Raw genomic sequence first — 26822 nt, 5'->3', positions numbered from 1 at the left:
GCCCGTTGCCGGGTCAGCGCACCGGCGGGTTCAGGATCACCGGCGGCGGCGGTGCCGACGGCATCGTCGGCGCGGGCGGGTTGAACGGCTGCACCGGCACCGGCGGCACCACCGGAATGGCCGGCGGCGTCACGGGCACCACAGGCGCGCCCGTCGTCGCGGCAGGCACCGCAGGCGTGCTGCCATTGCGCGCCAGCGTCGCGTTGATCGCGTTCATGTCGTCGGTGGTCAGCGTGCCGTTGGCCTGGCGCAGTTTCAGGTTGCCCAGCAGCACGTTGTAGCGCGCCTGCGCGAGGTCGCGCTTGGTCTGGAACAGCTGGCTCTGCGAGTTGAGCACGTCGATGTTGATGCGCACGCCCACCTGGTAGCCCAGCTTGTTGGCGTCGAGCGCGCTCTGGCTGGAGGACTCGGCCGCTTCGAGCGCCTTCACCTGCCCCGCACCCGACACCAGCCCGAGGTAGGCCGCGCGCGTGGCCTGCGCCACGCTGCGGCGCGTGCCCTCGAGCACGCTGCGCGACTGGTCTTCCAGCGCCAGCGTTTCCTTGATGCGGTTCTCGGTGGCGAAGCCCGCGAACAGCGGCAGGTTGAAGGTGACACCGACCGTGGCGGCGTTGACGCGCGTGCCCACGGTGCTGGTGCTGGTGCCGGTCGGGTTGCGCGTGACGTTGTAGCCCAGGTTGGCGTCCAGCGTGGGCTTGTGGCCGGCCTGCGCCTTCTGCACCTCGAGCCCGGCCACGTCCAGGCCCAGGCGGGCCTGGCGGATCGCCGGATGCACCTCGTCGGCCTGCGCCACCCAGGCGTTGATGTCGGCGGGCTGCGCGGTCGGCAGCACGACCGGCGCGGCCAGCGGCACGGGCACGCTGCCCGGGCGGCCGACCAGCTGGTCGAGCACCACCTTCTTGACCTGCAGGTCGTTCTCGGCGGCGATTTCCTGCGCAATCACGAGGTCGTAGCGGGCCTGGGCCTCGCGCGAATCGGTGATGGTGGAGGTGCCGACTTCGAAGTTGCGCTTGGCCGATGCGAGCTGCTCGGCCACGGCCACCTTCTGCGCGCGCACCAGGGCCAGGCTGTCCTGGCTGGCGAGCACGTCGAAGTAGGCCTGGCTCACGCGCACGATCAGGTCTTGCTCGGCGATGGTGAGCACGGCCTGCGCCACTTCGGCCTGGCGCTTGCCCTGCTCGTAGGTGGCCCAGTTGGCGGGGCGGTACAGCGGCTGCGTGGCGTTGATGCCGACGTTCTGCGTGGTGAAGTCGCGCGACGCGCTGCTGCCGCGGCCGGTGCCGGTCAGGGTGTCGATGTCCAGGTTGCTGCGGTTCACGCCCGCGGTGAGCCCGACGGCCGGCAGGATGCCGGCCTTGGCCTGCGCGGCGCGCGCCAGGTTGGCCTCGTACTGGGCCCGCGCGCCCTGGTAGGTGGCGTCGAAGCCGCGCGCGGAATCGTAGAGTTCGTTCAGTGTCTGGCCCTGGGCCGGCAGTGCGAGCAGGCTCGCAATGGCGCTTGCGAGGGCTGCGGAAAGAGGCAGAAGCCGGGGCCTGGGAGGCATTGAACGTCCTTGGGAGGGAAAGAATCAGTAGCGCGGCACGCTCGGGTCGTGCTGCGCGGACCAGGCGTCGATGCCCCCCGCCACGTTGGCGAGCGAGTCAAAGCCGTTCTGGTGCAGAAAAGCGGCCACGCGCTGGCTGCGGGCGCCGTGGTGGCACAGGCAGGCGATGCGCAGCGCGGGCTGTCCGTCGCCGCCGGCGAGCTCGGCCAGCCGGCCGGGGATCTCGTTCATCGGGATCGCGACCAGCGTGAAGCCCTGCGGCGCGACGCTCGCCGTCTGCAGCTCCCAGGGCTCGCGCACGTCGAGCAGCACGGGGGCGGCGTCGGCGTCCTGTGCGAACCAGGCGGCCAGGTCGGCGGGGCGGACTTGATCGATCATTCGGTGGGCCGCTCGATCAGAACGCGAAGCGCGAGGGCTCGGGGAAGTTCAGCAGGCGCGGTGCCACGGTGTCCCAGGGCTGGATCGTCTCCCACTTGCTTTCGCTGGTGCGGGTCACGAAATGGGCGCGCATCATGGGCTCGTCGCCGACGATGGCCGACAGGCGGCCGCCGACCTTGAGCGAACCGAGCAGGTTCTGCGGAATGCGCGCGACCGAGCCGCTGAGCACGATCACGTCGAAGCTCGGGCCGCTGGCCAGGGGCACGGCGCCGTCGGCGTGGCGCACTTCGACGTTGGTCACGCCGTTGCTGCGCAGCGTCTCGGCGGCGCGGGCGGCCAGCACGGGGTTGATCTCGAGCGACAGCACCTGGGCCGCGCGGGCGCCGAGCAGGGCGGCCATGAAGCCGGAGCCGGTGCCGATCTCGAGCACCGATTCGTGCTTCTGGATGTGCAGGTCCTGCAGGGTGCGGGCCTCGACCTTGGGCGACAGCATGAATTCGCCGGGCACCGAGCCGTCGAGCAGGGGCAGTTCCATGTCGAAGAAGGACAGCGTGCGGTGCGCGTCGGGCACGTAGTCTTCGCGGTGAATCTCGGCCAGCAGCTCGAGGATGTCCGACTCCAGCACGTCCCAGGGACGGATCTGCTGTTCGATCATGTTGAAGCGCAAGCGCTCGAGGGTGGGCGTGGGGTTCATGGCGTGGCTTTCCTTGAAGGCTCTGGACGGGACAAACCTTCAATTTTAGGTCGCGTCGATGACGCCACCGCGCCAGTCGACCATCCGATGGCCGTCATGCGGGGCTCCCGGGGCGCACGCACAGGCCGTAAAGCACGGTTTCGCACTGGGTGGCGATGAATTTTTCGGGGTCGAGCGTGCTCACGCCGTCGACGCAGACCATGGCCGAATGCTTCCAGAGCATGAGGAACACCATGGGCGCGACCACCGAGTAGATGGCGTGGTCGATGTCCATGGGTACGAACTCGCCGCGGTCGATGCCGCGCTGCAGGATGCGGCGCAGCAGGTCGTGGCCGGGGCGCACCACCTGCTGGCGGTAGAACTCCGCCAGCTCGGGAAAATTGCCGCCTTCGCTCATCATCAGCTTGGTCAGGCCCGAGGCCTTGGTCAGGCCGACGCGCTCCCACCAGACGTTCATGCAGTAGCGCAGCATCTCGGCGGTCGTGCCTTCGAAGGCCTCGAACTCGGCGTTCCACTCTGTGAAACGGCCGCCGAGGTTTTCGATCACCACGGCCTTGAACAGCTCTTCCTTGCTCGGAAAGTAAAGAAAGAGGGTGCCCTTGGACACGCCGGCGCGGGCCGCCACTTCTTCCGAGCGGGTGGCGGCAAAGCCCTTTTCGACGAACAGGTCGAGCGCCGCCGCCAGCAGCTCGCCCGGACGCGCCTCCTTGCGCCGCTCGCGCTTGGACGGCAGCGGGCAGAACTTGTCGACGAGGGAGCGGGGGGAGGCCATGGTGTTAATGACTGACGGGTTAGTAATGTAGTGACCGGCATCCGGCCCGTCAAGCCGCGACAATACCGGTCCCCGCTTTTTCCAACCCACCCGGAGCCGCGCCATGTCTTCCTCACCGTCGCCCACCGAAACCATCGTGCTCGGCGGAGGCTGCTTCTGGTGCACCGAGGCGGTGTTCGACCGGGTGCAGGGCGTGCTGGACGTCGAATCGGGTTACAGCAACGGCCAGACCCTGAACCCGAGCTACGAGCAGATCTGCACCGGCCGCACCGGCCATGCCGAGGTCGTGAAGCTCGAATTCGACCCGGCCCAGATCAGCCTGCGCGAGCTGCTCGAGATCTTTTTCGTGGTGCACGACCCCACCACCCTCAACCGCCAGGGCAACGACGTCGGCACCCAGTACCGCAGCGGCATCTACACCACGAGCGACGCCCAGAAAGAAGTGGCCGACGCCGTCATCCACGAGATCGAGGCCAGCAAGACCTACAGCTCGCCCGTGGTGACCGAAGTGGCGCCGCTGGCCAACTACTCGACCGCCGAGGCCTACCACCAGGACTACTTCCTGAACCACCCGAACCAGGGCTACTGCGCGTTCGTGGTCGGCCCGAAGGTCGAGAAGTTCCAGAAGACCTTCGCTTCGCGCGTCAAGGCCTGAGTCTCTTCTTTCACGCCCTGTGTCCGCCACCCTGCGCCAGACCCCAACCCGCATGACGCGTGCCACCCGCGCGCTCATCGTCGCGCTGGCGTTCGCGCTCTGGTTTGCCGGCACGATGGGGCTCATGCACCGCTCGCTGCACGTGCCGGGCCTGCCCGCCGCTGCAGCGGCGGCGCAGGCACACGCCGCGCACCGGCACGACAGCGGCCACACGCTGGCCAGCCTCTTCGGCGTGCACGACGACGCCGACTGCCGTTTGTACGACCAGCTCTCGCACGGCACGGGTGTGCCCGGCGTGCCGCTGGTGGTGCTGCCGATGCTGCTGCCGGCGGCCACGTTTGCTTATCTGCAGGGCGAAGCCATCGCCCGCTGGGTCGCGCTCTTCGACGCGCGCGGCCCGCCGTCCACTCGCTGAATCCCCCGTGTTCCGGTTGCCGCACCCCTTCGGGCGGGTGAGGGCGGCCGGTCGTTCCCCGATTCAACGAGTGTCCTTTCTTCATGACCCCCCAATTCCGTCGCAACGCCATCGGCGCTGCCGTTCTTTCGCTCGCCTCGGTGGCGAGCCTGGCCCAGACCGCCGACACCGCCGCGGCCCCGGCTGCTGACGCCACCAGCCTGCGCGAGGTCACCGTCACCGGCAACCCGCTGGGCGCGAGCGACCTGATCGCGCCGACCACTTCGCTGTCGGGCGACCAGCTGCTGCTGCGCTCCGAATCGACGCTGGGCGAAACGCTGAACAACCTGCCCGGCGTGAGCAGCAGCTACTTCGGCCCCAACGCCAGCCGCCCCAGCATCCGCGGGCAGGACGGCGACCGCATCCGCATCCTGCAGAACGGCGGCGGCGCGCCCGACGCCTCGGCGCTGAGCTACGACCACGCGGTGCCCGTCGACGCGCTGGTGACCGAGCGCATCGAGGTGCTGCGCGGCCCCTCGGCGCTGCAGTACGGCGGCAGCGCCGTGGGCGGCGTGGTCAACGTGATTGACAACCGCATCCCGACCGAGCCCATCAACGGCTTCGGCGGCCGTGCCGAGCTGGGCTACGCCAGCGGCAACAAGGAAAAGAGCGGCGGCGTGCTGCTCGAAGGCGGCAACGACCGCTTCGCGCTGCACGTCGATGCCTTCAATCGCGATTCGAAAGACGTGGCGGTGCCGGTCGACCTCGAATGCAGCAAGCCCGGTCGCCTGTCGCTCGCGCGCCGCATCTGCAACTCGCAGAACGAGGCGCACGGCGGCGCGGTCGGCGGCACGCTGTTCTTCAGCCAGGGCTGGATCGGCGCCTCGGCCAGCACCTACCGCAGCAACTACGGCACCGTGGCCGAGGACGATGTGACCATCGGCATGAAGTCCGACCGCTACGCGCTGGAAGGCGAGTGGCGCCCGGGCGGCTTCATCCGCAGCATCCACGCCAAGGTGAGCCGCACCGACTACCGCCACACCGAGTTCGAGGGCCGCGAGGCCGGCACCACCTTCTCGAACCTGAGCAACGACCTGCGCATCGAGGCGCGGCACGAGAAGATCGGCAACCTCGAGGGCTTGGTCGGCTTCAGCCGCGAGACCAACCGCTTCGCCGCCGACGGCTCGGAGGCCTTCGCGCCGCACAGCCGCACGCGCTCCAACGCGCTGTTCCTGCACGAAGAGCTCGGCACCTCGTGGGGCCGCCTGAGCTTCGGCGCGCGCACCGAGAAGGTCACGGTGCGCTCGCTGGGCTACCCCGACGACCTGTCGGTGACGCGCTTCGCCATCGGCGAGCGCAGCTTCAACCCGCACAGCGCGGCGTTCGGCGCGCTGGTCAACCTCACGCCGCAGTGGCAGCTGACCTCGAACCTGGCCTACACCGAGCGCGCACCGAAGGACTACGAACTGCTCGCCAACGGCCCGCACGTGGCCACGGCGGCCTGGGAGGTGGGCGACCCGAACCTGGGCAAGGAAAAGTCCACCGGCTTCGACCTGGGCGCGCAGTGGAAGTCGGGCCCGAACACGGCCCGCGTGAACGCGTACGTCACGCGCTTTCGCAACTACATCGGCCTGACCGCGTCGGGCCGCACGCTCGACGAGGAAGGGCAGGTCGTCACCGACCCCGAGGCGACCGACACGCTGGCCGAGTACCGCTACGGCGGCATGCGCGCGCGCTTCACCGGCATCGAGGCCAACGGCAACCTGCGGCTGCTGGGCGCCGACGGCTTCGCGCGCATGGCCGACGCGGGCACGCTCGACCTCGAATGGCGCGGCGACATCGTGCGCGCCAAGAACCTCGACACCGGCGAGCCGCTGCCGCGCATCGCGCCGCTGCGCCTGGGCGCCACGCTGGCCTACGGCAACGGGCCGTGGACCGCGCGCGTCGGCTTCGACTACAACGCGGCGCAGCGCCGGGTGCCGAGCGTGGGCGCGCGCGAGACGGACGCGTACACGCTGTGGAACGCGTCCATCAGCTACCGCATGAAGGTGCAGCGCGCCAACCTCACCTGGTATGCGCGCATGGACAACATCGGGAACACGCTGGCCTACACACCGACCTCGATCCTGACGACCACGGTGTTCCCGAAGGCGCCGCTGCCGGGGCGTTCGCTGAAGGTGGGCCTGCGCGTCACGTTCTGAGGCGCCGGCCTTTCGCGCGGCGGGCGCGCGCTATCCTCGCCGGGTGAATTCGTTCGTCATTTCTTCCCTGCTGCCCGTCGTTCTCCTCATTGCCGCCGGCTACCTCGCCGGACGGCGCCGGTGGATCGGCGGCAATGCGGTGAAAGACCTGTCGAACCTCATCTTCCTGCTGCTCGCGCCCGCGCTGCTGTTCCGCGCCATGAGCACGGTGCACGTGCAGCAGCTGAGCCTGAAGCCCGTGGCGGCGTACTTCATCGCCTCGGGCCTGCTGTTCGCGGCCACGCTCGCGTGGCGCGGCTTCAACCGCACGGGCGCGGTGCTCGCGCTGGCCAACACCTACAGCAACACCGTGATGATCGGCATCGTGCTGATCGGCCTGGCCTACGGCGAGCCCGGCATGGTGGTGCTGCTCACGCTCATCTCGCTGCATTCGCTCGTGCTCATGACCAGCGCCACCGTGGTGCTCGAGCTGGCCGTGGCGCGCGAGCACGCGGCGGTGAGCGGCGCCGACCGGCGCTCCATGGCGCGCACCGTGGGGCGCGCGTTGCGCAACGCCATCATCCATCCGGTGCCGCTGCCCATCATCGCGGGCCTGCTGTTCGCACAGACGGGCCTCGTGATGCCCGAGGTGATCGACAAGCCGATCCAGTTGCTGGGCCAGGCCTTCGGGCCGGTCGCGCTGGTGATGGTGGGCATCACGCTCGCGCTCACGCCCATCGGGCGCCACTGGCGCGGCGCGCTGGCGCAGGCGCTGGTGAAGAACCTCGTGCACCCGCTGCTGGTGGCGCTCATCGGCTGGCTGCTGGGCGTGCGCGGCATTCCGCTCACCGTGATGGTGGTGGCGGCGGCGCTGCCCATCGGCGCCAACGTGTTCCTGTTCTCGCAGCGCTACCGCAGCGCCGAAGACCTGGTCACGGCCAGCGTCGCCGTGTCGACCGTGCTGGCGCTGGGCACGCTCACCCTGGTGATGACCTGGGTGCAGTGGTTGCCCTGACGGCCCCCATTTCTTCCGCGCCTTTCGCGAACTTTTGCCCGACTGAGCGACAGCGCTAGCCCTATGCCGTTTGGCAGGGGTGGCCGTTTGGTGGGCTGGCGAGCGGCGTTCGCGCCCCTACATTTGCCGGCTGATGACGATCTACCCGGCGCGTGTTTCGCCCCTTGCCCTTGCAGTGACGGCGGTGGTCGCGACGGTGATCGCGCTGCACGGCGCACGCGCGCATGCGGCGGGCGAGGCCAAGCCATGCCGCACGCCGTGCCTGGCCGTTCCCGTGCCGGTTGAGGCACCGCCGGCCAAGGACGTGGAGCCCAAGCCCGCCGTCGTGCGGCCGGCGCCGAAGCCGCGCCCGCAGATCACCGCCACCGCAGCGCCGGCCCCGGCGCCCGAGGTGCATCGCGAACCCGCCGAGCGGCGCCCCGCGCCTTCGAAACGCTGCAGCGAGATCAACATGCGCGCCGCCGTCGGCGAACCGCTGTCGGACCAGGACATGAAGATATTGAGGAGCCAGTGCTGATGACCACGACCACAACAACGAACGCCGCCGCCCCCCGAGCCCTGTGGCGCGTGCTGGCGCTGTGCACTGCCGCGCTGCTGGCCACCGCCTGCGCGCACCGCCCCGCGCCCAGCAGCGCCATGCCCTTCGATCAGGCCGTCACCCAGGCGGTCGACGACCTCATGGTGCAGACCCAGAAACTGCCGGCCTTCCTGGCCAAGGTGGAGTCGACGCTGACGCAGCGGCGCATCGTGATCGACCCGCTGCTCGAAGGCGCCAGCGGCCAGCAGACCGAGGTGACGCGTGTGGCCGAGCAGCGCATCGTGCAGCGCATGCAGGCGCAGTTCAAGCAGTTCACCGTGACGCCGTTCAACGCCAACGAGATCGGCAACGCGCAGTACGTGCTCAACGGCACGCTGGTGCGCGACAAGGACGCCTCGAGCGCGCCGTACCGGCTGAACCTCGCCATGACCGAGATCAAGAGCGGCATGGTGATCGCGCAGTCGGTGGCGCGCATCAGCGATGCCTCGCTCGACACGCGGCCCACCGCCTTCTTCCGCGACAGCCCCGTGAACGGCAAGGACCGCGGCGTGGAAGGCTACATCCGCACCGCCGAGACGCCGGCCGGGCAGGCTGCCGACGCGCTGTACCTGGAGCGCCTGCCGACCGCCACGGTGCTGCAGGAGGCCACCGCCGCTTACGAGGCCGGCCGCATGAGCGAGGCCCTGAGCCGCTACGAGGCCGCGTCGAAACGCGCCGACGGCCAGCAGCTGCGCATCTACAGCGGGCTGTACCTCACGCAGTCGCAGCTGGGCCGCACGGCCGATGCCGAGCGCACCTTCGGCACGCTGGCGCGGCTGGGGCTCGAGAGCAACAACCTGAGCGTCAAGTTCCTGTTCAAGCCGGGCTCGACCGACTTCCTAGCCGACCCGAAGATCAGCGCGGCCTACCCGATGTGGCTGCGCCAGATCGCGCGGCAGGCGGCGCAGATCGAGTCGTGCGTGGTGGTCACGGGCCACACGAGCCGCACGGGCTCGGAGGCGGTCAACGAGCGGCTGTCGCTGCAGCGCGCGACCAGCGTCAAGGCGCGGCTGGTGGGCGAGGCGCCGCCGCTGTCGAAGAAGCTGCGCGAAGCCGGCATGGGCTTTCGCGAGAACATCGTCGGCACGGGCGCCGACGATGCGAGTGACGCGCTCGATCGGCGCGTCGAATTCAAGGTCGCGACTTGCGAGGCTTGAGCCAGGCTTAAGGGGCCAGGCGTTCGCGCACCCAGTCCGCGCCTTCGAGCCGGTAGCGCAGCCGGTCGTGCAGCCGGCTCTTGCGGCCCTGCCAGAACTCCCAGCGGTCGGGCACCAGCCGGAAGCCGCCCCAGTGCGGCGGACGCGGCGGCGAGAGCAGGTGCTTGGCGGCGTACACGGCGGCGTTCTTCACCAGCACGTCGCGTCCGCTGATCACTTCGCTTTGCGGACTGGCCCAGGCGCCGATGCGTGAATCGAGCGGGCGGCTGGCGTAGTAGGCGTCGCTCTCCTCGGCGCTGACGCGTTCCACGCGGCCCTCGATGCGCACCACGCGCTCCAGCTCGACCCAGTGGAACTGCAGCGAGGCATACGGGTTGCCCGACAGCTCGCGGCCCTTGCGGCTGTCGTAGTTGGTGTACCAGACGATGCCGCGCGCGTCGTAGCCCTTGATGAGCACGATGCGGCTGGACGGCCGCAGGTCGCTGCCCACGGTGCTCAGCGTCATCGCGTTGGGCTCGGGGATGTGCGCGTCGACGGCCTCGGTGAGCCAGCGTTCGAACTGCTGGATCGGGTCGGGGGCGCTGCGGGTCTCGTCGAGCTCGGCGCGCTCGTAGCTCTTGCGCAGCGCGGCCAGCGCGTCCTTGGAAAGAGGAGAAGAAGTCATGCCGGGATTGTTGCGCACATACTCGGCCCATGACGACGACAGAGGCGAACTCCCCGACCGTGATCGTGCTGGCCTCGGGCCGTGGCGAGCGTTTCATCGCCGCCGGCGGCACGGGTTCCAAGCTGAAGGCGCTGCTCGCGGGCCGGCCCGTGCTCGAGCGCACGCTCGACGCGGTGCGCGCGAGCGGCCTGCCGTGGCACCTGGAAGACGCGGGTCACCCCGGCATGGGCGATTCGATTGCCGCGGCCGTGCGCGCCACGCCCCACGCTGCGGGCTGGCTGATCCTGCCGGGCGACCTGCCGTTGGTGCAGCCTGCGACGCTGCGGGCGGTGGCCGCCGCGCTCGGCGGGCGGGTGAATGCCGTGCAGCCGCAGTACCGGGGCGAGCGTGGGCACCCGGTGGGCTTTGCGGCGGGCTGCGGGGCGCAGCTGGCGGCGCTGGAGGGGAACCTGGGCGCATCGTCCGTCCTGCGGGCGATGCGTGCGATCGATTCGGTCATCGATCTGGCCGTGGACGATGCCGGCGTCGTGACCGACATCGATACGCCCGAGGCCCTGGCGCGGGCCGAGGCGCTCTGGCAGGCGCGCGCGGGCGCCTGACCACTCACACTTTTTGCTTAGTTCGTGGCAACGACCGCGCAGAGCACGCGCGGGCCGGAGTTGCCGGCGGGCTGCGTCGTGAAGTCGTCGCGGTCGCGGTGCACCACGAGCGCACGGCCGCGCACGTTGTTGGCGGTGCCGTCGGTCAGCGAGATCGCGTGGTTCTCGACGCTGAAGCGCGCCACGCCGCTGGCATCGGCCACGAGGCTGGGCAGCTCGCCGGCATGGCTGCCGGGGGCGGAGAACTTGCCGTGCGTGCCGCCGGCCGGGTTGAAGTGGCCGCCCGAGGCGTTGCCGTTGTTGCCGCAGTCGCCCTTTTCATGGATGTGGAAACCGTGCTCGCTGCCCGGCGCCAGGCCGCGCACCTCGCCGGACACGCGCACGCCGTGGTCGAGTGCGGTGAGCGTCACCGAGCCGCGCGCGGGGTTGGGCGTGACGGCGGCGGTCGGCGTCAGCTCGACCGTGGTGCTCGGCTTGCCGCCCATGCTGCCGCAGGCGGCGAGCACGGCAGTGGCGAGGAGGGCGGTGCCAGTGGCGAGGAGACGGCGATGGATCATTGGTTTTCCTTATTGATGAACGGGGTGGAGGGTTGAGAGGACGCGGTGTCCGAAGACCCCGCAACGTATACCGGAGCCGGGGCTGTCCCGCAATCGGCGGGTGTCTGAAATGGCGGCTCGGCGGCCAGCGCCACCAGCCGGGCCAGCGCCGCGTCGTGGATCGCATGGCGCTGCAGCTCGAGCAGGGTCTGGCGCGCGTAGTCGAGCGAGCTGCCGTAGCGGCCCACGGCATTCGCGAAGATGTGGCGGTAGCGCTCGTCGCTGAGCTCGCCCGTGAAGTTCGGGCTGCGCCGCGACAGCGTGAAGGCCAGCGCGCGCACCGGCCCTTCGGCGGTGCCGCATTGCAGCCACTTGGGGTCGTACACGCCGGTCGGCATCTCGCGCAGCCAGAGGCGTTTGAGCGTCTCCAGGCCCTCGGCCTTCGGCACGCGGAACACCACGCCCCGGCAGCTGCCGCCCGAGAGCAGCCCGAACACCAGGCCCGGCGTCTGCACGCTGCCGCGGTTGACGCGGCTCCACATCTTGAGCGCGCGGTGCCAGCCGTGCACCGAGGCCGCGCGCCGTTCCGCAAAGCCGAACTCGGGCCGCCAGATCAGCGAGCCGTAGCCGAACAGCCAGAGATCGTCGCGCCCGCCCCAGTCGGCGATCGCGCGTTCCAGCATCGGCTGCGGGTCGCGCAGCGGACGGGGCATGGGGTCGAGACCCGGCGGACCGGGGTCCGGCGCGCCGGCTGACACGGGGGTGTCGGGGGTGGCGCCTACAATTTCGTGATCATGGTTCACCGCACCATTATTTACCGACCCCTTTCCTACGGAGACCGCGCTTCCATGAACAACGACGACAGCCAGCAGAATTTCGCCCTCGGCTTCCTGGTGGCATTGATCGCGCTCGTGATCATGTTCGTGATCGGCGTCGCGTTCTGGCACAAGGGCCTGGGCGCGACGGCCGCGCAGGCCAAGCCCGCTGTCGCGGCTTCGGCTTCAGCGGCGCCGGGCGGCGCGGTGCAGGTGACCGAAGTCACCGAGACCGTCACCGTGGTGATCCCCGACGGCGCCAGCATCCGCGTGGTCGGCGGCGTGGTGAACTTCTACTTCGCGACCGGCAGCGCCGACCTCGCACCGGGCGCGGCCGAGGCGCTGGCCCTGGTCATCAAGGGCGTCGAGGGTGGCCGCAAGGCGGTGGTCTCGGGCTTCCACGACGCCACCGGCGATGCCGCCGTGAACGAGGAACTGGCCAAGAAGCGCGCCCAGATGGTGCGCGAGGTGCTGGCGGGCCTGGGTGTGCCGGCCGAGAAGATCGACCTGCAGAAGCCCGCCGTCACCGCCGGATCGGGCAACAACGCCGAGGCGCGCCGCGTCGAGGTCCGGCTGGTCGACTGAGCGATCCGGCCTTTTGCATCCCCCAAGGAAAAACCCGGCATGGCCGGGTTTTTTTGTGCCTGCACGCGACCGGGTGCATGCCTGAGTAATTTCGTATCGTTCTGCGGCCTGATTTCATCGGGGCGTCGCGCTCGAATTGGTACGATGGGCCTCCAGGCCCACAGTCGCGCCGGCGACACGCAGCAAGAGCCAACTTCCCCATGAGCAGCACACACCCCACCGTCCGCGACGTCACCGATCGCATCCGCGCGCGCAGCCGCGACACGCGCAGCACCTACCTCACGCGCCTGGCCGAGATCCGCGCCCGCGACCGCGGCTCCGACCGCATGGGCTGCGCCAACGTGGCGCATGCCGTGGCCGGCATCCCGGCCAACGACAAGTTCAAGGTGGTGGCCGAGCGCGCGCCCAACCTGGGCATCGTCACCGCCTACAACGACATGCTCTCGGCCCACGCGCCGTACCAGGGCTACCCGGACATCATCAAGCACGAGGCCCGCCGCCACGGCGCCACCGCGCAGGTCGCGGGCGGCGTGCCTGCCATGTGCGACGGCGTCACGCAGGGCACGCCCGGCATGGAGCTGAGCCTGTTCAGCCGCGACCTGATCGCCATGAGCACCGCCGTCGCGCTCACGCACGACATGTTCGACGGCGCGCTGATGCTCGGCGTGTGCGACAAGATCGTGCCGGGCCTGCTCATCGGCGCGCTGCACTTCGGTCACCTGCCCACCGTCTTCGTGCCTGCCGGGCCCATGCCCTCAGGCCTGTCGAACACCGCCAAGTCGAAGGTGCGCGAGCAGGCGGCGCAGGGCCTCGTGGGCCGCCAGGGCCTGCTCGAGGCCGAGATGGCCGCCTATCACACGGTCGGCACCTGCACCTTCTACGGCACCGCCAACAGCAACCAGATGCTGCTGGAGGCCATGGGCCTGCACGTGCCCGGCACGGCCTTCATCCAGCCCGGCGACGCCATGCGCGAAACGCTCACGCGCGAAGCGGTGCGCTCGGTGCTCGGCAAGGCGAGCGACACGGCCTTCAACTGCCCGCCCATCGGCGAGATGGTCGACGAGCGCTGCATCGTCAACGCCATGGTCGCGCTGCTGGCCACCGGCGGCTCCACCAACCACCTGATCCACTGGGTGGCCGTGGCGCGCGCTGCCGGCATCCTCATCGACTGGGACGACTTCTCCCAGCTATCCGACGTGGTGCCGCTGCTCACGCGCGTGTACCCCAACGGCAGCGCCGACGTGAACGAGTTCCAGGCCTGCGGCGGCCCCGGCTTCGTGATCGGCGAGCTGGTCGAGGCCGGCCTCATGCACGCCGACGTGCTCACGGTGCGCGCCGGCGGCATCCGCGAATTCGCCAACATCCCGTCGCTGGCCGGTGAGAACACGCTGCAATGGACGCCCGCTGCACCGCTGCAGAAAGAAGCCGTCACGCGCCCGGTGGCCAGCCCCTTCAGCGCCACCGGCGGCCTCAAGCTGCTCAGCGGCAACCTGGGACGCAGCGTGATCAAGGTGTCGTCGGTGCCCGACGACCGCCACGTCATCGAAGCGCCCGCCCGCGTGTTCGACTCGCAAGCCGCGCTGCAGAAAGCGTTCACTGCCGGCGAGCTGGAGCGCGACGTGGTCTGCGTGGTGCGCTGGCAGGGCCCGCAGGCCAACGGCATGCCCGAGCTGCACAAGCTCACGCCGCCGCTGTCGGTGCTGCAGGGCAAGGGCTTCCGCGTGGCGCTGGTCACCGACGGCCGCATGAGCGGCGCCTCGGGCAAGATCCCGGCGGCCATCCACGTGTCGCCCGAAGCGGCCGCCGGCGGCCCGCTGGCCAAGGTGCGCGACGGCGACCTGATCCGCCTCGACGCCGTAGCGGGTACGCTCGCCGTGTTGCTGCCCGAAGACGAATGGGCTGCGCGCGAGACCGCGACGCTGTCCGACGCGCAACGCATCGCGGATGGGCACGGCCTGGGCCGCGAACTGTTCGCCGGCATGCGCCGCAACGCACTGACCGCCGAAGAGGGCGCCTGCACCTGGATGTGACGGGGCCCCACGTGGGCCGCAAGAAACTTTTGGAGCCATGAGATGACAGACAGACTCACCCCCCTCGACGTGATGCGCGACGCACCCGTCATTCCGGTCATCGTGCTGAACGACGTGAAAGACGCCGTGCCCCTGGCGCGCGCGCTGGTCGCAGGCGGCATCCGCATGCTCGAAGTGACGCTGCGTACGCCGCAGGCGCTGCAGTGCATCGAGGCCATCGCCAAGGAAGTGCCCGAGGCCGTCGCCGGCGCGGGCACCATCCGCAGCGCGGCCGACGCACAGGCCTCGGCGCTGGCCGGCGCCAAGTTCGGCGTGAGCCCAGGCTACACGCGCGCGGTCGGCAAGGCCTGCCACGACCTCGGCCTGCCGCTGCTGCCCGGCGTGGCCACCGGCAGCGAGATCATGACGGCGCAGGAAGACGGCTACACCCAGCTGAAGTTCTTCCCTGCGCTGCAGGCCGGCGGCCTGCCGATGCTCAAGGCCTGGCAGGGCCCGTTCGGCGACGTCACCTTCTGCCCCACGGGCGGCATCCATGCGGGCAACGCGGCCGAGTTCCTCGCGCTGTCGAACGTGGCCTGCGTGGGCGGTTCGTGGATCGTGCCGACCGACGCCATCCGCGACGGCGACTGGACCCGCATCGAGCAACTGGCGCGCGCCGCGAGCCAGCTGCCGCGCTGAGCATGTCGGCCGATTTCGACGCGGGCGACCTCAAGGTCATCGCGTTCGACGTGTTCGGCACGGTGGTCGACTGGCACAGCGGCATCGCGGCCGAGGTCGAGCGCGTGCTGCCCGGCGTGGACGGGGCGGCCTTTGCGCTGGCCTGGCGCGCCGGCTACCAGCCCGCCATGAAGGCCGTGATGGAACGCATCGCGGCCGGCGAGGGCGGCTTCACGCTGCTCGACGAGCTGCACCTGAGCATGCTCGAGCAGGTGCTGCACGACTTCAGCCTGGCCGACCACCTCGACAGCGCCGCCAAGCGCGACCTGAGCCGCGCCTGGCACCGCCTGCCGGCCTGGCCCGATGCGGTCGAGGGGCTCACGCGGCTCAAGAAGAAGTTCACCATCTGCACGCTCTCCAACGGCAACATCGGCCTGCTCACCGAGATGGCCAAGCGCGCTGGCCTGCCCTGGGACTGCGTGCTGTCGGCCGAGGTGTTCAAGGCCTACAAGCCCGACCCGCGCACCTACCTCGGCGTGGCGGGCGTGTTCGACGCGACGCCCGGGCAGGTCATGCTCGCCGCGGCGCACCACGACGACCTGGCGGCCGCGCGCGTGTGCGGCCTGAAGACGGCGTACATCGAGCGGCCCCACGAGTTCGGCCGCAACCAGCCGAAGGACGTGTCGCCGCAGCCGGACAACAACCTGCATGTGCGCGACATCGTCGCGCTGGCCGACCGGCTGGGCTGCTGATCGCGCTGTTGATCAGTCGGTGATGAGCTTTTCCACCGTGCGCAGGTTGCGCGTGGTGGTGCTCGACTTGTAGCGGGTCTTCGCGAGCACCTTCGCCACCGGCGTCTCCAGGCTTTCGCCGCGCGGGCACTGCCAGTACAGCACGCCATCGCCGCGCACCAGCTGCTCGACCTTGGCATCAACCGCGCCGGCCTTGTCCATGATCTCGTCGAGCATCGCGGCGTCGGAGCTGAACACGAGGTACGGATGGTGCGTGTCGTCGATGCGTTCGAAAGGGTAGCCCGCCGCCATGTCGGCCACCTGCCGCTGCGTGAGCAGCACGATCCACGCCTCATAGCCGAAGCACTGGCGCAGCGCTTTCTCGATGCGCGTGCGCAGTGCGGCGGCATCGGGCGCGTCGGTGTCGAACAGCACGTTGCCGCTGGCGAGCACCGTGCGCACCGCGCCGAAGCCGAGTTCGTCGGCGAACAGCGCCTTCAGGTCGGCGCTCTTGATCGTGATGCCGTTGACGTTCACGCCGCGCAGCAGGGCGACGTAGCGCGTCAGCGGCGCGTCTTTCTTCTTTGTCTTCGGGCTTGCCATGGCGTGGGGTGCGGCCCGAAACGGCTCAGCGCAGGCCGCCGCCCGCGGCGTTCTCGTTGCGCTGGATCAATTCAATCTTGTAGCCGTCAGGGTCCGTCACGAAGGCGATCACCGTCGTGCCGCCCTTGACCGGACCGGCCTCGCGCGTCACGTTGCCGCCTGCGGCCTTGATCTTGTCGCAGGCCGCGTAGGCATCGGGCACGCCGAGCGCGATGTGGCCGTAGGCGGTGCCGAGTTCGTAGCTCTCGGTGCCCCAGTTGTAGGTGAGCTCGATCTCGGCCTGGTCGGGGTTGCCGTTACCGTAGCCGACGAAGGCGAGGCTGTACTTGTACTCGGGGTTTTCCGACGTGCGCAGCAGCGTCATGCCGAGCACCTGCGTGTAGAAGTCGATGGAGCGCTGGAGATTGCCAACGCGCAGCATGGTGTGGAGAAGTCGCATCTCGTGGGTCGTGTCGTTATGGGGGGGAAGGGGGCTATTGTCGCCCTCTGCTTCTTGCGATCAAGCCGCCAGCGTCAGCAGGTGCGCCTGGTACTTTTTCAGAAAATCCATCAGATGCTGTGGGTACTCGGGCACCACCGCCGCGCGCACGCTGGGGCGCGCCGCCAGCGCATGGCGCCAGGCATTCAGCTTGGGCAGCGCGTCGAACAGGTGTGAATCGCTGATCGCGTCGAACACCTCGAAGTAGCGGAACACCGGCGCGAACACCGCATCGACGAGGCTGAAGGCTTCGCCCGCGAAGTAGGGGCCTTGCCCGAGCGCGGCCTCGACGCGTTCGAACTTGGCGGCCAGCGCGTCGCGCTTCTGCGCGAACACGGCGGCGTCCTGAGTGGTCTCGTAGCCCCACAGGTCGGCGAGGACGGCCGAGCCGAATTCCATCCATGCGCGGTGCTGCGCACGTGCGAGCGGGTCTTCGGGGTGCAGGCGGACGCTGGGTTGTGTCTCTTCGAGGTACTCGCAGATCACGTTGCTCTCGAACAGCACGGCTTCCGTGCCATCGGGGCGCTGCACCTTCAGCAGCGGCACCTTGCCCAGCGGCGAGATGTCGAGAAACCACTGGGGCTTGTTCGCGAGATCGATCACGACGCGCTCGAAGGGCACGTTCTTCTCGTGCAGCGCGATCGCGGCGCGTTGCACGTAGGGGCACAGCAGGTGGCTGACGAGGGTGAGGGCCTGGGTCATGGGGCGTTCCGCTTTCGAAGAGTTGGGGTCAGGATCGCCGCGATTCTTGCGGTCCTGAACAACCTTTTCTGGAAAAGCCCATTCGGGCGCCGCCCGGTTGCTACGGCTTAGGAAAAAGATATGCGCCGGCCGCAGGCTTGAGAAGGGGCTTGAGTTCGGTGAACGGCAGCGCCACCGTGGTGCCGAGGCAGGCGCCGAGCGCATGCGGCACGCCGCTGACCGCGACGGCCAACGCATCGCGCCCGCGGGTGCGCTCGAAATGCAGTGCCAGGTACTCGGGCCACACCTCGTCGCAACCCGTGTAGTGCTGCGGGTCTGCGGCGGCTGCGGATTCGGGCCCGCGCCCCTGTGCTTTCAGCTGCTTCCCGATCAGCGCCATGAGCGTCTTGCTCGGCACGAACCCGTCCGGCGTCCTGGTGAACGCGCGGAACAGGCGATCGAAGTCGAGGTACTCGCCACGGACCAGGTCGAGTGTGTAGGGCGCGTAGTGGTTGTGGGGATGGGCGCCGCCGCAGTCGGCGCTTCCCGATTCGACGATGCTCATCAGCGTCGGGCTGAGAAAGGTGACGCGCACCGATTCCGCGTCGTAGTTTCCCAGCGAGCCGGCTGCCGGGTGCGTCTCTGTGTAAAGGGTGGCCTTGCATTCGAGCGCGGCGAGGCTGAGCTGTCCGTGCCTGCGCGCGAGGATGGCGTTGACCTTCTCGACCACGCGCGCATTCGGGTGTCGCGTGAGCCGCGGATAGGAAAAGCGCGTGCGCGGATCGATGACGATGCGCCATGCCACCGCTCCGCTGACGTGCTCCGCGCCTTGCTTGAGCGCTGTCTGCAGCTTCAGGTGGTCGTAGGGGGCTGTCTCGATGGAAACCGGTGCGTCCGAAGCCGCACCGGTGGTGTTGCCTGGCGGGATGGCGCGCGTCACCCGCTCGGTGGCGCCGGGACTCTTGCCCGGGTCGTACTGGCGAACCTGCCGAAGCTCGAACGCGACGTTCTGCTTGTCGGGGCCATCGCTCCAACTCCCGGCAAAGGTGCCGTTGATCACCTGGCCGCGCCATGTCGGACCCGGCTGTCGGGTCTGCGCGTCTTCGAACAACGGCGCGTTGCCGCCTTGTGCCGCCCGGTACATCGCCTCGCCCTGGATCGGGAGGGCTTCCACGAGCTTCGTCACCGGCCCGGAGAGTGGAATGTCGACACCGTGGCGGCGATAGAAATACCGCCCACCGCCAGTGGCATTCACTTCGAGCACGACCTCGCTGGTGCCGAGGGTGCCTTGGTAGACCGTACGGACTTCTGCCAGGGCCGGCATCGCCGACCCGAGCAACGTCGCCCACGCGAGGAAGAGTCGGGTCGCGTTGCGCATCGCGGGGCCTTCCGTTACGAGGCCGTCTCGAGCCAGTGCGTGATCCGCCCGTTGTGCATCACCCCGATGCGGTCGGCCATCGCATGCGCCTCGGCCTCGTTGTGCGTGACCAGGATCGCGGTCTGCCCGGCCTTCTTGAGGATGCCACGCACCTCGGCGGTCAGGCGCTCGCGCGTGCCGCCGTCGAGGTTGGAAAACGGCTCGTCCAGCAACAGCAGGGCGGGCGAGGGCGCCAGCGCGCGGGCCAGTGCGATGCGTTGCTGCTGGCCGCCCGACAGCTCGTGCGGGTAGCGCTCGCCGGCCTCGGCCAGGCCGACCAGCGCGAGCATCTCGGCCACGCGTGCCTGCTGCGCCGCGCGGCCCAGGCGGCGCAGGCCGAAGGCCACGTTCCTGGCGGCCGACAGGTGCGGGAACAGCGCGTACTCCTGGAACATCATGCCCACGCGCCGCTGCTCGGGCGGCAGGTGCTTTTGGGGCGACGACAGCAGCGTGTCGCCGAGGCGGATGGTGCCGGTGCGCACGGGCTCGAAGCCGGCGATGGCGCGCAGCACCGTGGTCTTGCCGCAGCCCGAGGGGCCGAACAGGCAGGCGATCTCGCCCGCGGCCAGGTCCAGCGAAAAGCCATCGACCACCGTGTGCGGGCCGCGCGGCGTGTCGTAGGCGAGCTGGAGCGAGTCGAGATGAAGCGGGGAACTCATGCGGGGTCCGTGTCGGGAGGCGTCACCGCCGGTGTCGTGCCGAGCTGGTTGCGCGCCAGCAGCACCACCGGCAGCAGGCCGGCGACCACGATGGCCAGCGCGGCGATCGCGCCTTCCTCGTAGGTGCCGCGCGCGGCTTCGGCGTAGAGCCAGGTGGCGAGGGTGTCGAAGTTGGCCGGGCGCAGCAGCAGCGTGGCCGGCAGCTCTTTCATGGCGTCGACGAAGACCAGCAGCGCGCCCGCCGCGATGGCGGGCTGCAGCAGCGGAAGGTGCACGCGGCGCAGCGTGCCGCCGGTGGTTTCGCCGAGCAGGCGCGAGGCCTGCTCGATGGCCGGCGGAATGCGCGCAAGCCCGGCCTCGATGCCGCCCACGGGCATCGCAAGAAAACGGATCGCGCAGGCCATGACCAGCACGATGCCCGCGCCCATCAGCGGCAGGCCCTGCCAGCCCATCGCGCCGGCCAGCGCCGCGTCGAAGGCCAGCGCCGGCGTCAGCAGGCCGATGGCGAGCACGGTGCCCGGCACCGCATAGCCCAGCGTGGCCACGCGCGCCTGCCAGCGGGCGCGGTTGAGGCTCGTGCCCTGGCTGCGCGAGGCCCAGGCCACGACCAGCCCCGCCGCCACAGCCACCACCGTCACGCCCGCCGCGAGCGCCAGCGTGTTGCCCAGGCTGGCCACGAGGCCCTGCGAAATGCCGCCGCCCTGGTGCAGCCGCTTGCCGCTTTCCCAGACCAGGTACAGCGCGGGCGCGACAAAGCCGATCAGCACCGGCAGCGCCGCCGTCGCGGCCGCGGCCCAGGCAGCGCTGCCGTGCAGGCGCCGGGGCTGCACCGCGCGCATGCGCTGCGCGGAGCCGAAGCGCTGGTGCTGGCGGCCGTTGCGTTCGAGCCAGACCAGCGCCACCACCACGAACAGCATCGCGCAGGCGATCTGCGCGGCGCCGGCCAGGTCGGAGCGCGTGATCCAGGTGGTGTAGACCGCCACCGTGAGCGTGTTCACGCCGAGGAACTCGGAGGCGCCGATGTCGTTGAGCGTCTCGAGCAGCGCCAGGCTCAGGCCGACAGCCAGCGCCGGCCGCGCCAGCGGCAGCGCCACGCGAAAGAACGCGCCGCGCCGGTTCTCGCCCAGCGTGCGCGCCGCTTCCAGCAGGTGCGCCGGCTGGGTCATGAACATCGCGCGCGCCGTCATGTAGACGTACGGATAGAGCACGAAGCCCAGCACGAAGATCGCGCCCGGCATCGAGCGCAGGTCGGGCAGGCGGAACTGGCGCGGGCTGTCGAAGCCCAGCATCCAGCGGATCGCGCCCTGCACGGGGCCGATCGGGTGCAGCAGGTCGAGGTAGGCGAAGGCGACGATGTAGGTCGGCATCGCCAGCGGCAGCAGCAGCGCCCAGTTGAGCACGCCGCGGCCGGGGAAATCATGTGCCGTGACCAGCCAGGCGCAGCCGGTGCCGATCACGAGGACGAGGGTGCCGACGCCCGCGAGCAGCAGCGCGGTGTTGAGCGCCGCCTGCGGCAGCACGTGCGCGAACAGCGGCCCCCAGTGGCCGACGCCCGAGCCGAACGCGAGCCAGGCCAGCGTGAGCACCGGCGCGAGCACGCCGAGCGCGATCAGGAACGACGCGCAGCGCCATGCCGGGCCCGCGGCGCGCAGGCCCGGCGGCTGGCGCCGCGAAATCAGCATTCAGTTGCCGGCAAGGTGTGCCCGGCCATGCAAGGTCACTGGTCGAAGCCGACCTTGTCGACGAGGGCGCTGGCCTGCTTGCGGTACTTGGCAATCTCGGTCAGCGGCAGCGGGTCGACCTTCAACTCGCCGATGGACTGGCCGATGATCGGGTCGAGGGCCACGCCCTTGCGCACCGGGTACTCGTAGTTGGCGTCGGCATACAGCGCCTGGGCCGGTTCCGACACCAGGAACTCGAGCAGCTTGACCGCGTTGGCGCGCTGCGGCGCGTTCTTGGCCACGGCCGCGCCGCTGATGTTCACGTGCGTGCCGCCGCTCTTGGCGCTGGCGAAGGTCGGGCGGATCACCTTGATGGCGTCGCCCCACTTGCGCGCGTCGGTGCCTTCCTTGGCGCTCTTCATCTGGCCCACGTAGTACGAGTTGGCCACGCCGATGTCGCAGATGCCGCCGAGGATGTCGCGCGCCACGTCGCGGTCGCCGCCGGTGGCCTTGCGCGCCAGGTTGCCCTTGACGCCGCGCAGCCACTGCTCGGTCTTGGCCTCGCCGTCGTGCGCGATCATCGCGGCCACCAGGGCCGTGTTGTAGGGGTGCTGGCCGGCGCGGATGCAGACCTTGCCCTTGTACTTCGGGTTGGCCAGGTCTTCGTAGCGGAAGCTGGTCAGCGGCTGGTTCTTGTCGGCGTACAGCACGCGGGCGCGCAGCGAGAGCGCGAACCACTGGCCGTCGGCGCCGCGCAGGTTGGCCGGAATGGCCGACTCGAGCGCGGCCGACTTCACCGGCTGCGTCACGCCGCCTTCGACGAGGTCGACGAGGTTGCCGATGTCCACCGTCATCAGCACGTCGGCCGGCGAGCGCGCACCTTCGGCCTTCACGCGTTCCAGCAGGCCGTCCTTCACGAACACCGTGTTGACCTTGATCTTGCTCTGCGCGCTGAACGCCGAGATCAGCGGCTGGATCAGCGCCGGCTCGCGCGTCGTGTAGAGCGTGAGCTCGTCATTGGCGGCGTGCGCGGGCAGGGCGGTGAGGGCGAGCCAGGCGGCGGAAACGCCGAGGAGGGCGTGCGCCACGCGGCCCTGGGGGCCGGAACGGTCGGTCATGAAGGATCCTCCAGGTGCAGTGAGGTGTTCTAGGAAAGGTATCGGCGACGACGGGTGCGTCGCTGATGAGAACAATTATCACTGACGGGGAGGGGTGGGTTTTCCTTTGGCTTACGGGTTGAGGGTTTACTGCGAAGCGCTCGGCCGGGGGCTCTAGGCCGTCAAGGTGAAGCGCTCCGCAAGGACTTGGCAGCCGGTGACACGACAGCGCGACTGCCATTCCGTTACGCCAGCTGAAACGGAATGGCGTCCAAGGAAACAAGGGCAGGCTCGGGGCTCTTTCCTATGCCGTCAGCGCCACCACCTCAGCGTCAGTGAGCTTCTGCGGCTGGTAGCGCAGCGCGCGCACATGAAAGAAGGGCTGGTTGCCCCCGTAGCAGAGATTCCCGATCCCGAGGAAGGCAAAGGGTGAGACTGCCGCCAACGCGACCTTCCTCAGCGTTTGACCGTTGCACCCGAAACGAACCCCGTCGACGCCGTAGCTGATCGACGCCTTCACTGTGCCGCCCTCCGGCGTGCCAGCAAGGTTGGCTGTCGAGGTGCTGGGCCCGACGACACCGTTGGTCACCGAAACGGCGTGCGCGGTGCCGGTAGGGTTGAAGCCGATACCAAGACGGTTCGAGGACGTGGCTCCGATCTCCACCAGGGTCCGAGACTCCGCGGGCCCCATGAGCGGGCGACCGAACTCCATGAAGATCGTGCCCTCGGCTGCATTGCACCAGCCTTTGCTCGTATCGACACGGACGTTGTCGCCTGCGCGCGTCGTGGCAGCTGAGGTCGCGGTGTCTGCTTGGCGGGTTGCGGCGACCGAGGTTGCCGCGTCAGCGAGACGGGTCACCGGGGCCGTCGTGGTCGGAACGTAGCTTGACGGGAACGAGGCCTGTTCGAGCTGGTATCCGGTGACCTTGAAGGTCCGCGCACTGTTGGCGGCGTACTTGTAGATTCCGGCGCCACCGGCGGGTGCTGTGCCAGTTGTCGCCCAGCCAGAGACCTTGTAGACACCATTGCCGACGTGCACTACCGATGTGGCTCCTGTTCCAACAGCACCGTTGGCGATCACCATCGCCAAATCCGCACCTGCCCCCAGACCGAGGACTGGCGGAAGGCCATCATCCATTTTCACAAAGGCTGAAACCACGTAAGTCGTCGACGCGGCAAGGGTGGCCGCCTTGACCGCGTAGTTGTATGGGCCGGTCGGTGCTTGGAATGCAAGCCCGGTAGTGAATCCGAGCCAATCTACAGTCGTGGCCGTCACACCATTGCGGGTTGGCGCATCCGAAACACCGTTGCGGAACTCGCTTTCGGTGAACAGGTTCGCCCCCTCCGCCTCCTGCATCAGCCAAGGCGCAATGGTCGGGTCGGCGGGGTTGTAGGTCATCCGCGCTGCGCCGGCCACAGCGGTCTTCATTGCGCCGGTCGAATCGAAGTAGGTCCCGATGGAAGCACGTCCGGTAAAGGTCTCGACGCTCGGAACGTAGCTTGTAGCAAAGGCACCTGTTTCGAGCTGGGCGCCCCAGATCTGAAATGCACCGTGGTCGGTGCCGTCGCCGACATGAAATGGGTAGATGGCAAGCGTATCGCCGACGGTGATCCCCGTAGACTGGGTGAATGCGCAGCGGAACCATCCGCCGCCTACCGACCGCATTTCCCACCCATTGCCCGAGATAGAAGGACTGCCACCATTAAGCGTGGCATAGCCGAAAGTGAACTGCGCCGCTGTGGTCGTATTGCGCAGCTGTAGCGACACTGGAGCGTTCCTCGATACGTTCTTCAGATAGACGGAGAACGTCATCACCGTCGATGTAGCAGCCGCCGACTGGCCCAATGATCCGGTAGGTGTTCCGGAGACCTCGACGGCTCGCAATGTCCCGTCGGGGGCCAACTTGCCGGTCGCACGTGAGACTGCGCCGGCAAAGAACCATGGAACCAAATGCATGTCGCTGCTCTTGAGCAGGATGTTGGTGCGCTGCTCTTCCACCATCAGCACAGGCGGCAACGCCAGATTCGACGGCTCGTAGCTGTTGCGCGCAACGCCTGCCGCCGCATAGCGCAGGATGCCTTTGGCGTCGTAGTAGCTGCCGATCGAGGCCCGTGCCGTGACTCCGTCCCAACTGGGGATGTAGGAGCTGGCGAACGCACCCACTTCGAGCTGCGCACCCCAGATGTAGAGGCCGGCGACGCCGTCGCCGGGACCGGTGCCGGTAGCCGCTGCGCCGGGGTAGACGGCCGCGGTCAGCGCCGCGGATGCGTCTGTCGTGAAAACGATCTCGACCCTGCGCCACCCACCGCCGACATCAGCGATCCGTTTCGACACCTCCGTAAAGACAGAGATGGTGAAGAGAGAGATGGTCAAGGCCGACAGGTCGAAGGCGAAGCTGATTCTTTCGCCTGTTGTCGCGCCGGAAGCGAAGGTCCATCCATTCGAGGAGCCTGCGGCCTTCGCATAGAAAGAAAAGGCGTAGGTGATTGCGGCCGCCGCTTTGGCAGTCGTCTGCGACGCGCGGCCCACGGACGCGATCCCGCCGTTGAGCAAGGTCAGCTTGCAGGCATCCCAACGTCCGTTCGGCGCCTGGGCTGCGCCAGGCACGGCGGTGACGCTCGTCTTCGCCCAGACCGCGTTTTCAAATCGCGACGAAAACGCCAATTGGTTGATTCGCGCGTTTTCAATGAGCAGCCCCTTCGCCACCTTCGTGATCGGATCGAAGTCGAAGCGCGGCGTGGCGCAGGGCTCGATGAAGCCTTGGGCGTTAACGCGAGAGCCGTTCGTGCCGCCCGCATAGGTGAACAGCTCGGCAAAAGTCTTTTCGGTAAGTGTCGTTGTCATCTGGTTGAGTCCTCTGCGGGCTGCCTTGCGCGAACGCAGGCGGTACCTTCGGGTTCGGCGGCGGAGGGTTCCGCCGCCGGCCAGCCCATGGCGGCCATGGCAGTCTTTTCCTTGGTTGGCGATGACGACTTTCTCGCCGAACGCCCCAACGAAAAAGGCCGACATATGTCGGCCTTCAAAGAAGTGAGGGGCGCCCCGCAATTCAACGAGAGCGGGGTCTTTGGGACCTCACCGCCCCGCCGGCACCTCGAACACCAGGCACGTCGTCGTCGCATGCGCATACAGCGTGCCGTCCGCCCCGACCAGCCGCGCCTCGGCGGTCGCGAGCTGCTTGCCGCAGTGGATCACCTTGCCCTCGGCGCGCACGCGCTGCACCTTCGGCGTGAGGCCCTTGACGTAGTTCACGCTGAGCTCGGCGGTGGTGTACGCGCGACCGGGCGGCATCATGGTGTGGACCGAGCAGCCCAGGGCCGAGTCGAGCATCGTGGCGACCCAGCCGCCGTGGATGGTTCCCAGCGGGTTCAGGTGCTGCGGCAGCGGCGTGCCCTGGAAGATGGCGATGCCCTTGCTGACCGAGACGATGGTGAAGCCCAGCGTCTTGGCGATGGCGGCGTAGGGGATCTCGCCGTTGAGCATGGCCTGCATGACCTCCAGGCCGGTCTTGCCGGCGACCTGCTCGGGGCGCGCGAGCCCGGGGCCGGGGCCGTTCTCGAGGCGCTCGGCGATCTGCCGCTCTTCGGCGATCCATGCGTCGAGCAGATTGGAGGGTGTGTCGGTGAAAGCTTGCTGCGTCATGCCTGTGTTCCTGCTGGGGGCTTTGCGGGGAGGGGTTGATTGCATATGCAATAGTTGCACATACAATAATACCCCATGGACACACCCACCCAACCCCGCGGCTGCACCAGCTTCAAGACGCGCCAGCTGATGCGCCGCCTGACGCAGCACTACGACGCCGAGGTGTCGCGCAGCGGCCTCAAGACCACGCAGTACTCGCTGCTGTCGCACCTCAAGCGCCTGGGCCCGATGCGCCCGGTCGACCTGGCGGGCGAGCTGAAGATGACCGCCTCCACGCTGAGCCGCAACCTGCAGCCGCTCATTACCGCGGGCTGGGTGGCGCAAGTGGCGGGCGCCGATGCGCGCAGCCGGCTGGTGTCGCTCACCGACGCCGGCGACGCCAAGTGGCGCGAAGCGCAGCAGCACTGGAAGACGGCGCAACTCAAGCTCAATGCGCTGCTGGGCGTGGAGCGCGTGCTCGCGCTGCATGCGCTCATCGACGAATCGCTCGCGCTGCTGGGCACGGGCGAGCCGGCCGACGTGCAGGACTGACGCTTCCCGCCACCCCCACAACGAACACTTTCCGCGTCTACGCAGTCGCGCGGCCGGATTTCCTGTCTCTTCG

Annotated in this window: 28 protein-coding genes; 12 read left to right on the top strand and 16 right to left on the bottom strand. The window is 69.0% G+C overall.

Translation table 11 applies throughout. The features are described 5' to 3' along the window. Nucleotides 1-13: 13 nt before the first annotated feature. The 4 genes from AC1RAA_RS24990 to AC1RAA_RS24975 form a co-directional block, all read right to left on the bottom strand. A complete protein-coding gene (locus AC1RAA_RS24990) occupies nucleotides 14-1543 on the bottom strand; it encodes a TolC family outer membrane protein (RefSeq protein ID WP_062469804.1) in 1530 nt (509 codons plus the stop codon). A gap of 24 nt (nucleotides 1544-1567) precedes the next feature. After that, nucleotides 1568-1921 (bottom strand): rhodanese-like domain-containing protein, encoded by a 354-nt coding sequence (locus AC1RAA_RS24985; RefSeq protein WP_492728021.1) that lies wholly within the window; start codon nucleotides 1919-1921, stop codon nucleotides 1568-1570. 16 nt (nucleotides 1922-1937) lie between these two features. Then, nucleotides 1938-2615, bottom strand: a complete 678-nt coding sequence (locus tag AC1RAA_RS24980; protein ID WP_062469799.1) for a protein-L-isoaspartate O-methyltransferase family protein — start codon at nucleotides 2613-2615, stop codon at nucleotides 1938-1940. 94 nt (nucleotides 2616-2709) lie between these two features. Then, nucleotides 2710-3387, bottom strand: coding sequence for a TetR/AcrR family transcriptional regulator (locus AC1RAA_RS24975; RefSeq protein WP_492728020.1), 678 nt, complete (start codon nucleotides 3385-3387; stop codon nucleotides 2710-2712). Between the two features lie 103 nt (nucleotides 3388-3490). Here AC1RAA_RS24975 and msrA point away from each other — a divergent pair, with 103 nt between their 5' ends. The 6 genes from msrA (at nucleotide 3491) to AC1RAA_RS24945 (ending at nucleotide 9365) form a co-directional block, all read left to right on the top strand. After that, nucleotides 3491-4042, top strand: coding sequence for a peptide-methionine (S)-S-oxide reductase MsrA (msrA, locus tag AC1RAA_RS24970; protein ID WP_492728019.1), 552 nt, complete (start codon nucleotides 3491-3493; stop codon nucleotides 4040-4042). 52 nt (nucleotides 4043-4094) lie between these two features. Further along, nucleotides 4095-4457, top strand: a complete 363-nt coding sequence (locus AC1RAA_RS24965) for a hypothetical protein (RefSeq protein WP_492728018.1) — start codon at nucleotides 4095-4097, stop codon at nucleotides 4455-4457. An 83-nt stretch (nucleotides 4458-4540) separates the two neighbouring features. Continuing rightward, a complete protein-coding gene (locus AC1RAA_RS24960; RefSeq protein ID WP_159275898.1) occupies nucleotides 4541-6637 on the top strand; it encodes a TonB-dependent receptor in 2097 nt (698 codons plus the stop codon). Between the two features lie 43 nt (nucleotides 6638-6680). Further along, nucleotides 6681-7631 carry an AEC family transporter gene (locus AC1RAA_RS24955; protein WP_492728017.1) on the top strand — a complete coding sequence of 317 codons (951 nt, stop codon included), beginning with the start codon at nucleotides 6681-6683 and terminating at the stop codon, nucleotides 7629-7631. A 133-nt stretch (nucleotides 7632-7764) separates the two neighbouring features. After that, complete coding sequence (locus tag AC1RAA_RS24950) at nucleotides 7765-8148, top strand: hypothetical protein (RefSeq protein ID WP_492728016.1); 384 nt, start codon at nucleotides 7765-7767, stop codon at nucleotides 8146-8148. After that, a complete protein-coding gene (locus AC1RAA_RS24945) occupies nucleotides 8148-9365 on the top strand; it encodes an OmpA family protein (protein WP_492728014.1) in 1218 nt (405 codons plus the stop codon). The genes AC1RAA_RS24950 and AC1RAA_RS24945 overlap by 1 nt, the downstream gene beginning before the upstream one ends. A gap of 7 nt (nucleotides 9366-9372) precedes the next feature. Here the strand turns inward: AC1RAA_RS24945 and pdxH are convergent, their stop codons facing one another. Next, nucleotides 9373-10029: a pyridoxamine 5'-phosphate oxidase gene (pdxH, locus tag AC1RAA_RS24940; protein ID WP_492728012.1), complete on the bottom strand. Its 657-nt coding sequence runs from the start codon at nucleotides 10027-10029 to the stop codon at nucleotides 9373-9375. 29 nt (nucleotides 10030-10058) lie between these two features. On the opposite strand from pdxH, the gene AC1RAA_RS24935 reads away from it, so the two are divergent. Continuing rightward, a complete protein-coding gene (locus tag AC1RAA_RS24935; RefSeq protein ID WP_492728010.1) occupies nucleotides 10059-10628 on the top strand; it encodes a nucleotidyltransferase family protein in 570 nt (189 codons plus the stop codon). A 17-nt stretch (nucleotides 10629-10645) separates the two neighbouring features. On the opposite strand, the gene AC1RAA_RS24930 is transcribed toward AC1RAA_RS24935, so the two are convergent. Both AC1RAA_RS24930 and AC1RAA_RS24925 read right to left on the bottom strand, forming a co-directional pair. Further along, nucleotides 10646-11185, bottom strand: coding sequence for a superoxide dismutase family protein (locus AC1RAA_RS24930; RefSeq protein ID WP_492728008.1), 540 nt, complete (start codon nucleotides 11183-11185; stop codon nucleotides 10646-10648). Further along, nucleotides 11182-11877, bottom strand: a complete 696-nt coding sequence (locus tag AC1RAA_RS24925; RefSeq protein WP_062480152.1) for a gamma-glutamylcyclotransferase — start codon at nucleotides 11875-11877, stop codon at nucleotides 11182-11184. The genes AC1RAA_RS24930 and AC1RAA_RS24925 overlap by 4 nt, the downstream gene beginning before the upstream one ends. Nucleotides 11878-12012: 135 nt before the next feature. On the opposite strand from AC1RAA_RS24925, the gene AC1RAA_RS24920 reads away from it, so the two are divergent. From AC1RAA_RS24920 to AC1RAA_RS24905, 4 genes are all read left to right on the top strand, one after another. Beyond that, the gene (locus AC1RAA_RS24920; RefSeq protein WP_492728006.1) at nucleotides 12013-12564 is read left to right on the top strand and encodes an OmpA family protein; all 552 of its coding nucleotides are present in this window, start codon (nucleotides 12013-12015) and stop codon (nucleotides 12562-12564) included. A 200-nt stretch (nucleotides 12565-12764) separates the two neighbouring features. Then, nucleotides 12765-14594, top strand: coding sequence for a phosphogluconate dehydratase (edd, locus tag AC1RAA_RS24915; protein ID WP_139702881.1), 1830 nt, complete (start codon nucleotides 12765-12767; stop codon nucleotides 14592-14594). A 42-nt stretch (nucleotides 14595-14636) separates the two neighbouring features. Beyond that, complete coding sequence (gene eda, locus AC1RAA_RS24910; protein ID WP_070062470.1) at nucleotides 14637-15272, top strand: bifunctional 4-hydroxy-2-oxoglutarate aldolase/2-dehydro-3-deoxy-phosphogluconate aldolase; 636 nt, start codon at nucleotides 14637-14639, stop codon at nucleotides 15270-15272. A gap of 2 nt (nucleotides 15273-15274) precedes the next feature. Further along, nucleotides 15275-16003, top strand: a complete 729-nt coding sequence (locus AC1RAA_RS24905) for a haloacid dehalogenase type II (protein WP_062480144.1) — start codon at nucleotides 15275-15277, stop codon at nucleotides 16001-16003. Between the two features lie 12 nt (nucleotides 16004-16015). Here AC1RAA_RS24905 and AC1RAA_RS24900 read toward each other — a convergent pair whose 3' ends face one another. The 9 genes from AC1RAA_RS24900 to AC1RAA_RS24860 all read right to left on the bottom strand — a co-directional run bounded on the left by AC1RAA_RS24900 (nucleotide 16016) and on the right by AC1RAA_RS24860 (nucleotide 26218). Beyond that, entirely contained in the window at nucleotides 16016-16585 is a 570-nt protein-coding gene (locus AC1RAA_RS24900; protein ID WP_492728003.1) for a DUF1697 domain-containing protein, read from the bottom strand. 25 nt (nucleotides 16586-16610) lie between these two features. Beyond that, on the bottom strand, nucleotides 16611-17024 hold the full coding sequence (gene gloA / locus AC1RAA_RS24895; RefSeq protein WP_070062472.1) for a lactoylglutathione lyase: 414 nt from the start codon (nucleotides 17022-17024) through the stop codon (nucleotides 16611-16613). A gap of 60 nt (nucleotides 17025-17084) precedes the next feature. Further along, a complete protein-coding gene (locus AC1RAA_RS24890; protein WP_492728001.1) occupies nucleotides 17085-17765 on the bottom strand; it encodes a glutathione S-transferase family protein in 681 nt (226 codons plus the stop codon). Nucleotides 17766-17865: 100 nt separating this feature from the next. Next, nucleotides 17866-19122: a hypothetical protein gene (locus tag AC1RAA_RS24885; protein ID WP_492727999.1), complete on the bottom strand. Its 1257-nt coding sequence runs from the start codon at nucleotides 19120-19122 to the stop codon at nucleotides 17866-17868. 14 nt (nucleotides 19123-19136) lie between these two features. Continuing rightward, on the bottom strand, nucleotides 19137-19820 hold the full coding sequence (locus AC1RAA_RS24880; protein WP_492727997.1) for an ABC transporter ATP-binding protein: 684 nt from the start codon (nucleotides 19818-19820) through the stop codon (nucleotides 19137-19139). Beyond that, entirely contained in the window at nucleotides 19817-21502 is a 1686-nt protein-coding gene (locus tag AC1RAA_RS24875) for an ABC transporter permease (RefSeq protein WP_492727995.1), read from the bottom strand. Before AC1RAA_RS24875 ends, AC1RAA_RS24880 begins: the two co-directional genes overlap by 4 nt. 35 nt (nucleotides 21503-21537) lie before the next feature. Further along, nucleotides 21538-22599, bottom strand: coding sequence for a Fe(3+) ABC transporter substrate-binding protein (locus AC1RAA_RS24870; RefSeq protein ID WP_062480133.1), 1062 nt, complete (start codon nucleotides 22597-22599; stop codon nucleotides 21538-21540). A gap of 283 nt (nucleotides 22600-22882) precedes the next feature. Then, on the bottom strand, nucleotides 22883-25588 hold the full coding sequence (locus tag AC1RAA_RS24865) for a phage head spike fiber domain-containing protein (RefSeq protein WP_492727993.1): 2706 nt from the start codon (nucleotides 25586-25588) through the stop codon (nucleotides 22883-22885). Nucleotides 25589-25651: 63 nt separating this feature from the next. Further along, complete coding sequence (locus AC1RAA_RS24860) at nucleotides 25652-26218, bottom strand: PaaI family thioesterase (protein ID WP_492727991.1); 567 nt, start codon at nucleotides 26216-26218, stop codon at nucleotides 25652-25654. Between the two features lie 75 nt (nucleotides 26219-26293). On the opposite strand from AC1RAA_RS24860, the gene AC1RAA_RS24855 reads away from it, so the two are divergent. Further along, complete coding sequence (locus AC1RAA_RS24855) at nucleotides 26294-26749, top strand: MarR family winged helix-turn-helix transcriptional regulator (protein ID WP_159270852.1); 456 nt, start codon at nucleotides 26294-26296, stop codon at nucleotides 26747-26749. The last annotated feature ends 73 nt before the right edge of the window (nucleotides 26750-26822 follow it).

Source organism: Variovorax sp. GW823-FHT04F07 (assembly GCF_058795995.1).
The sequence above is the reverse complement of the archived record's forward strand: the minus strand, read 5'-3'. Positions and strand labels throughout refer to the sequence as shown.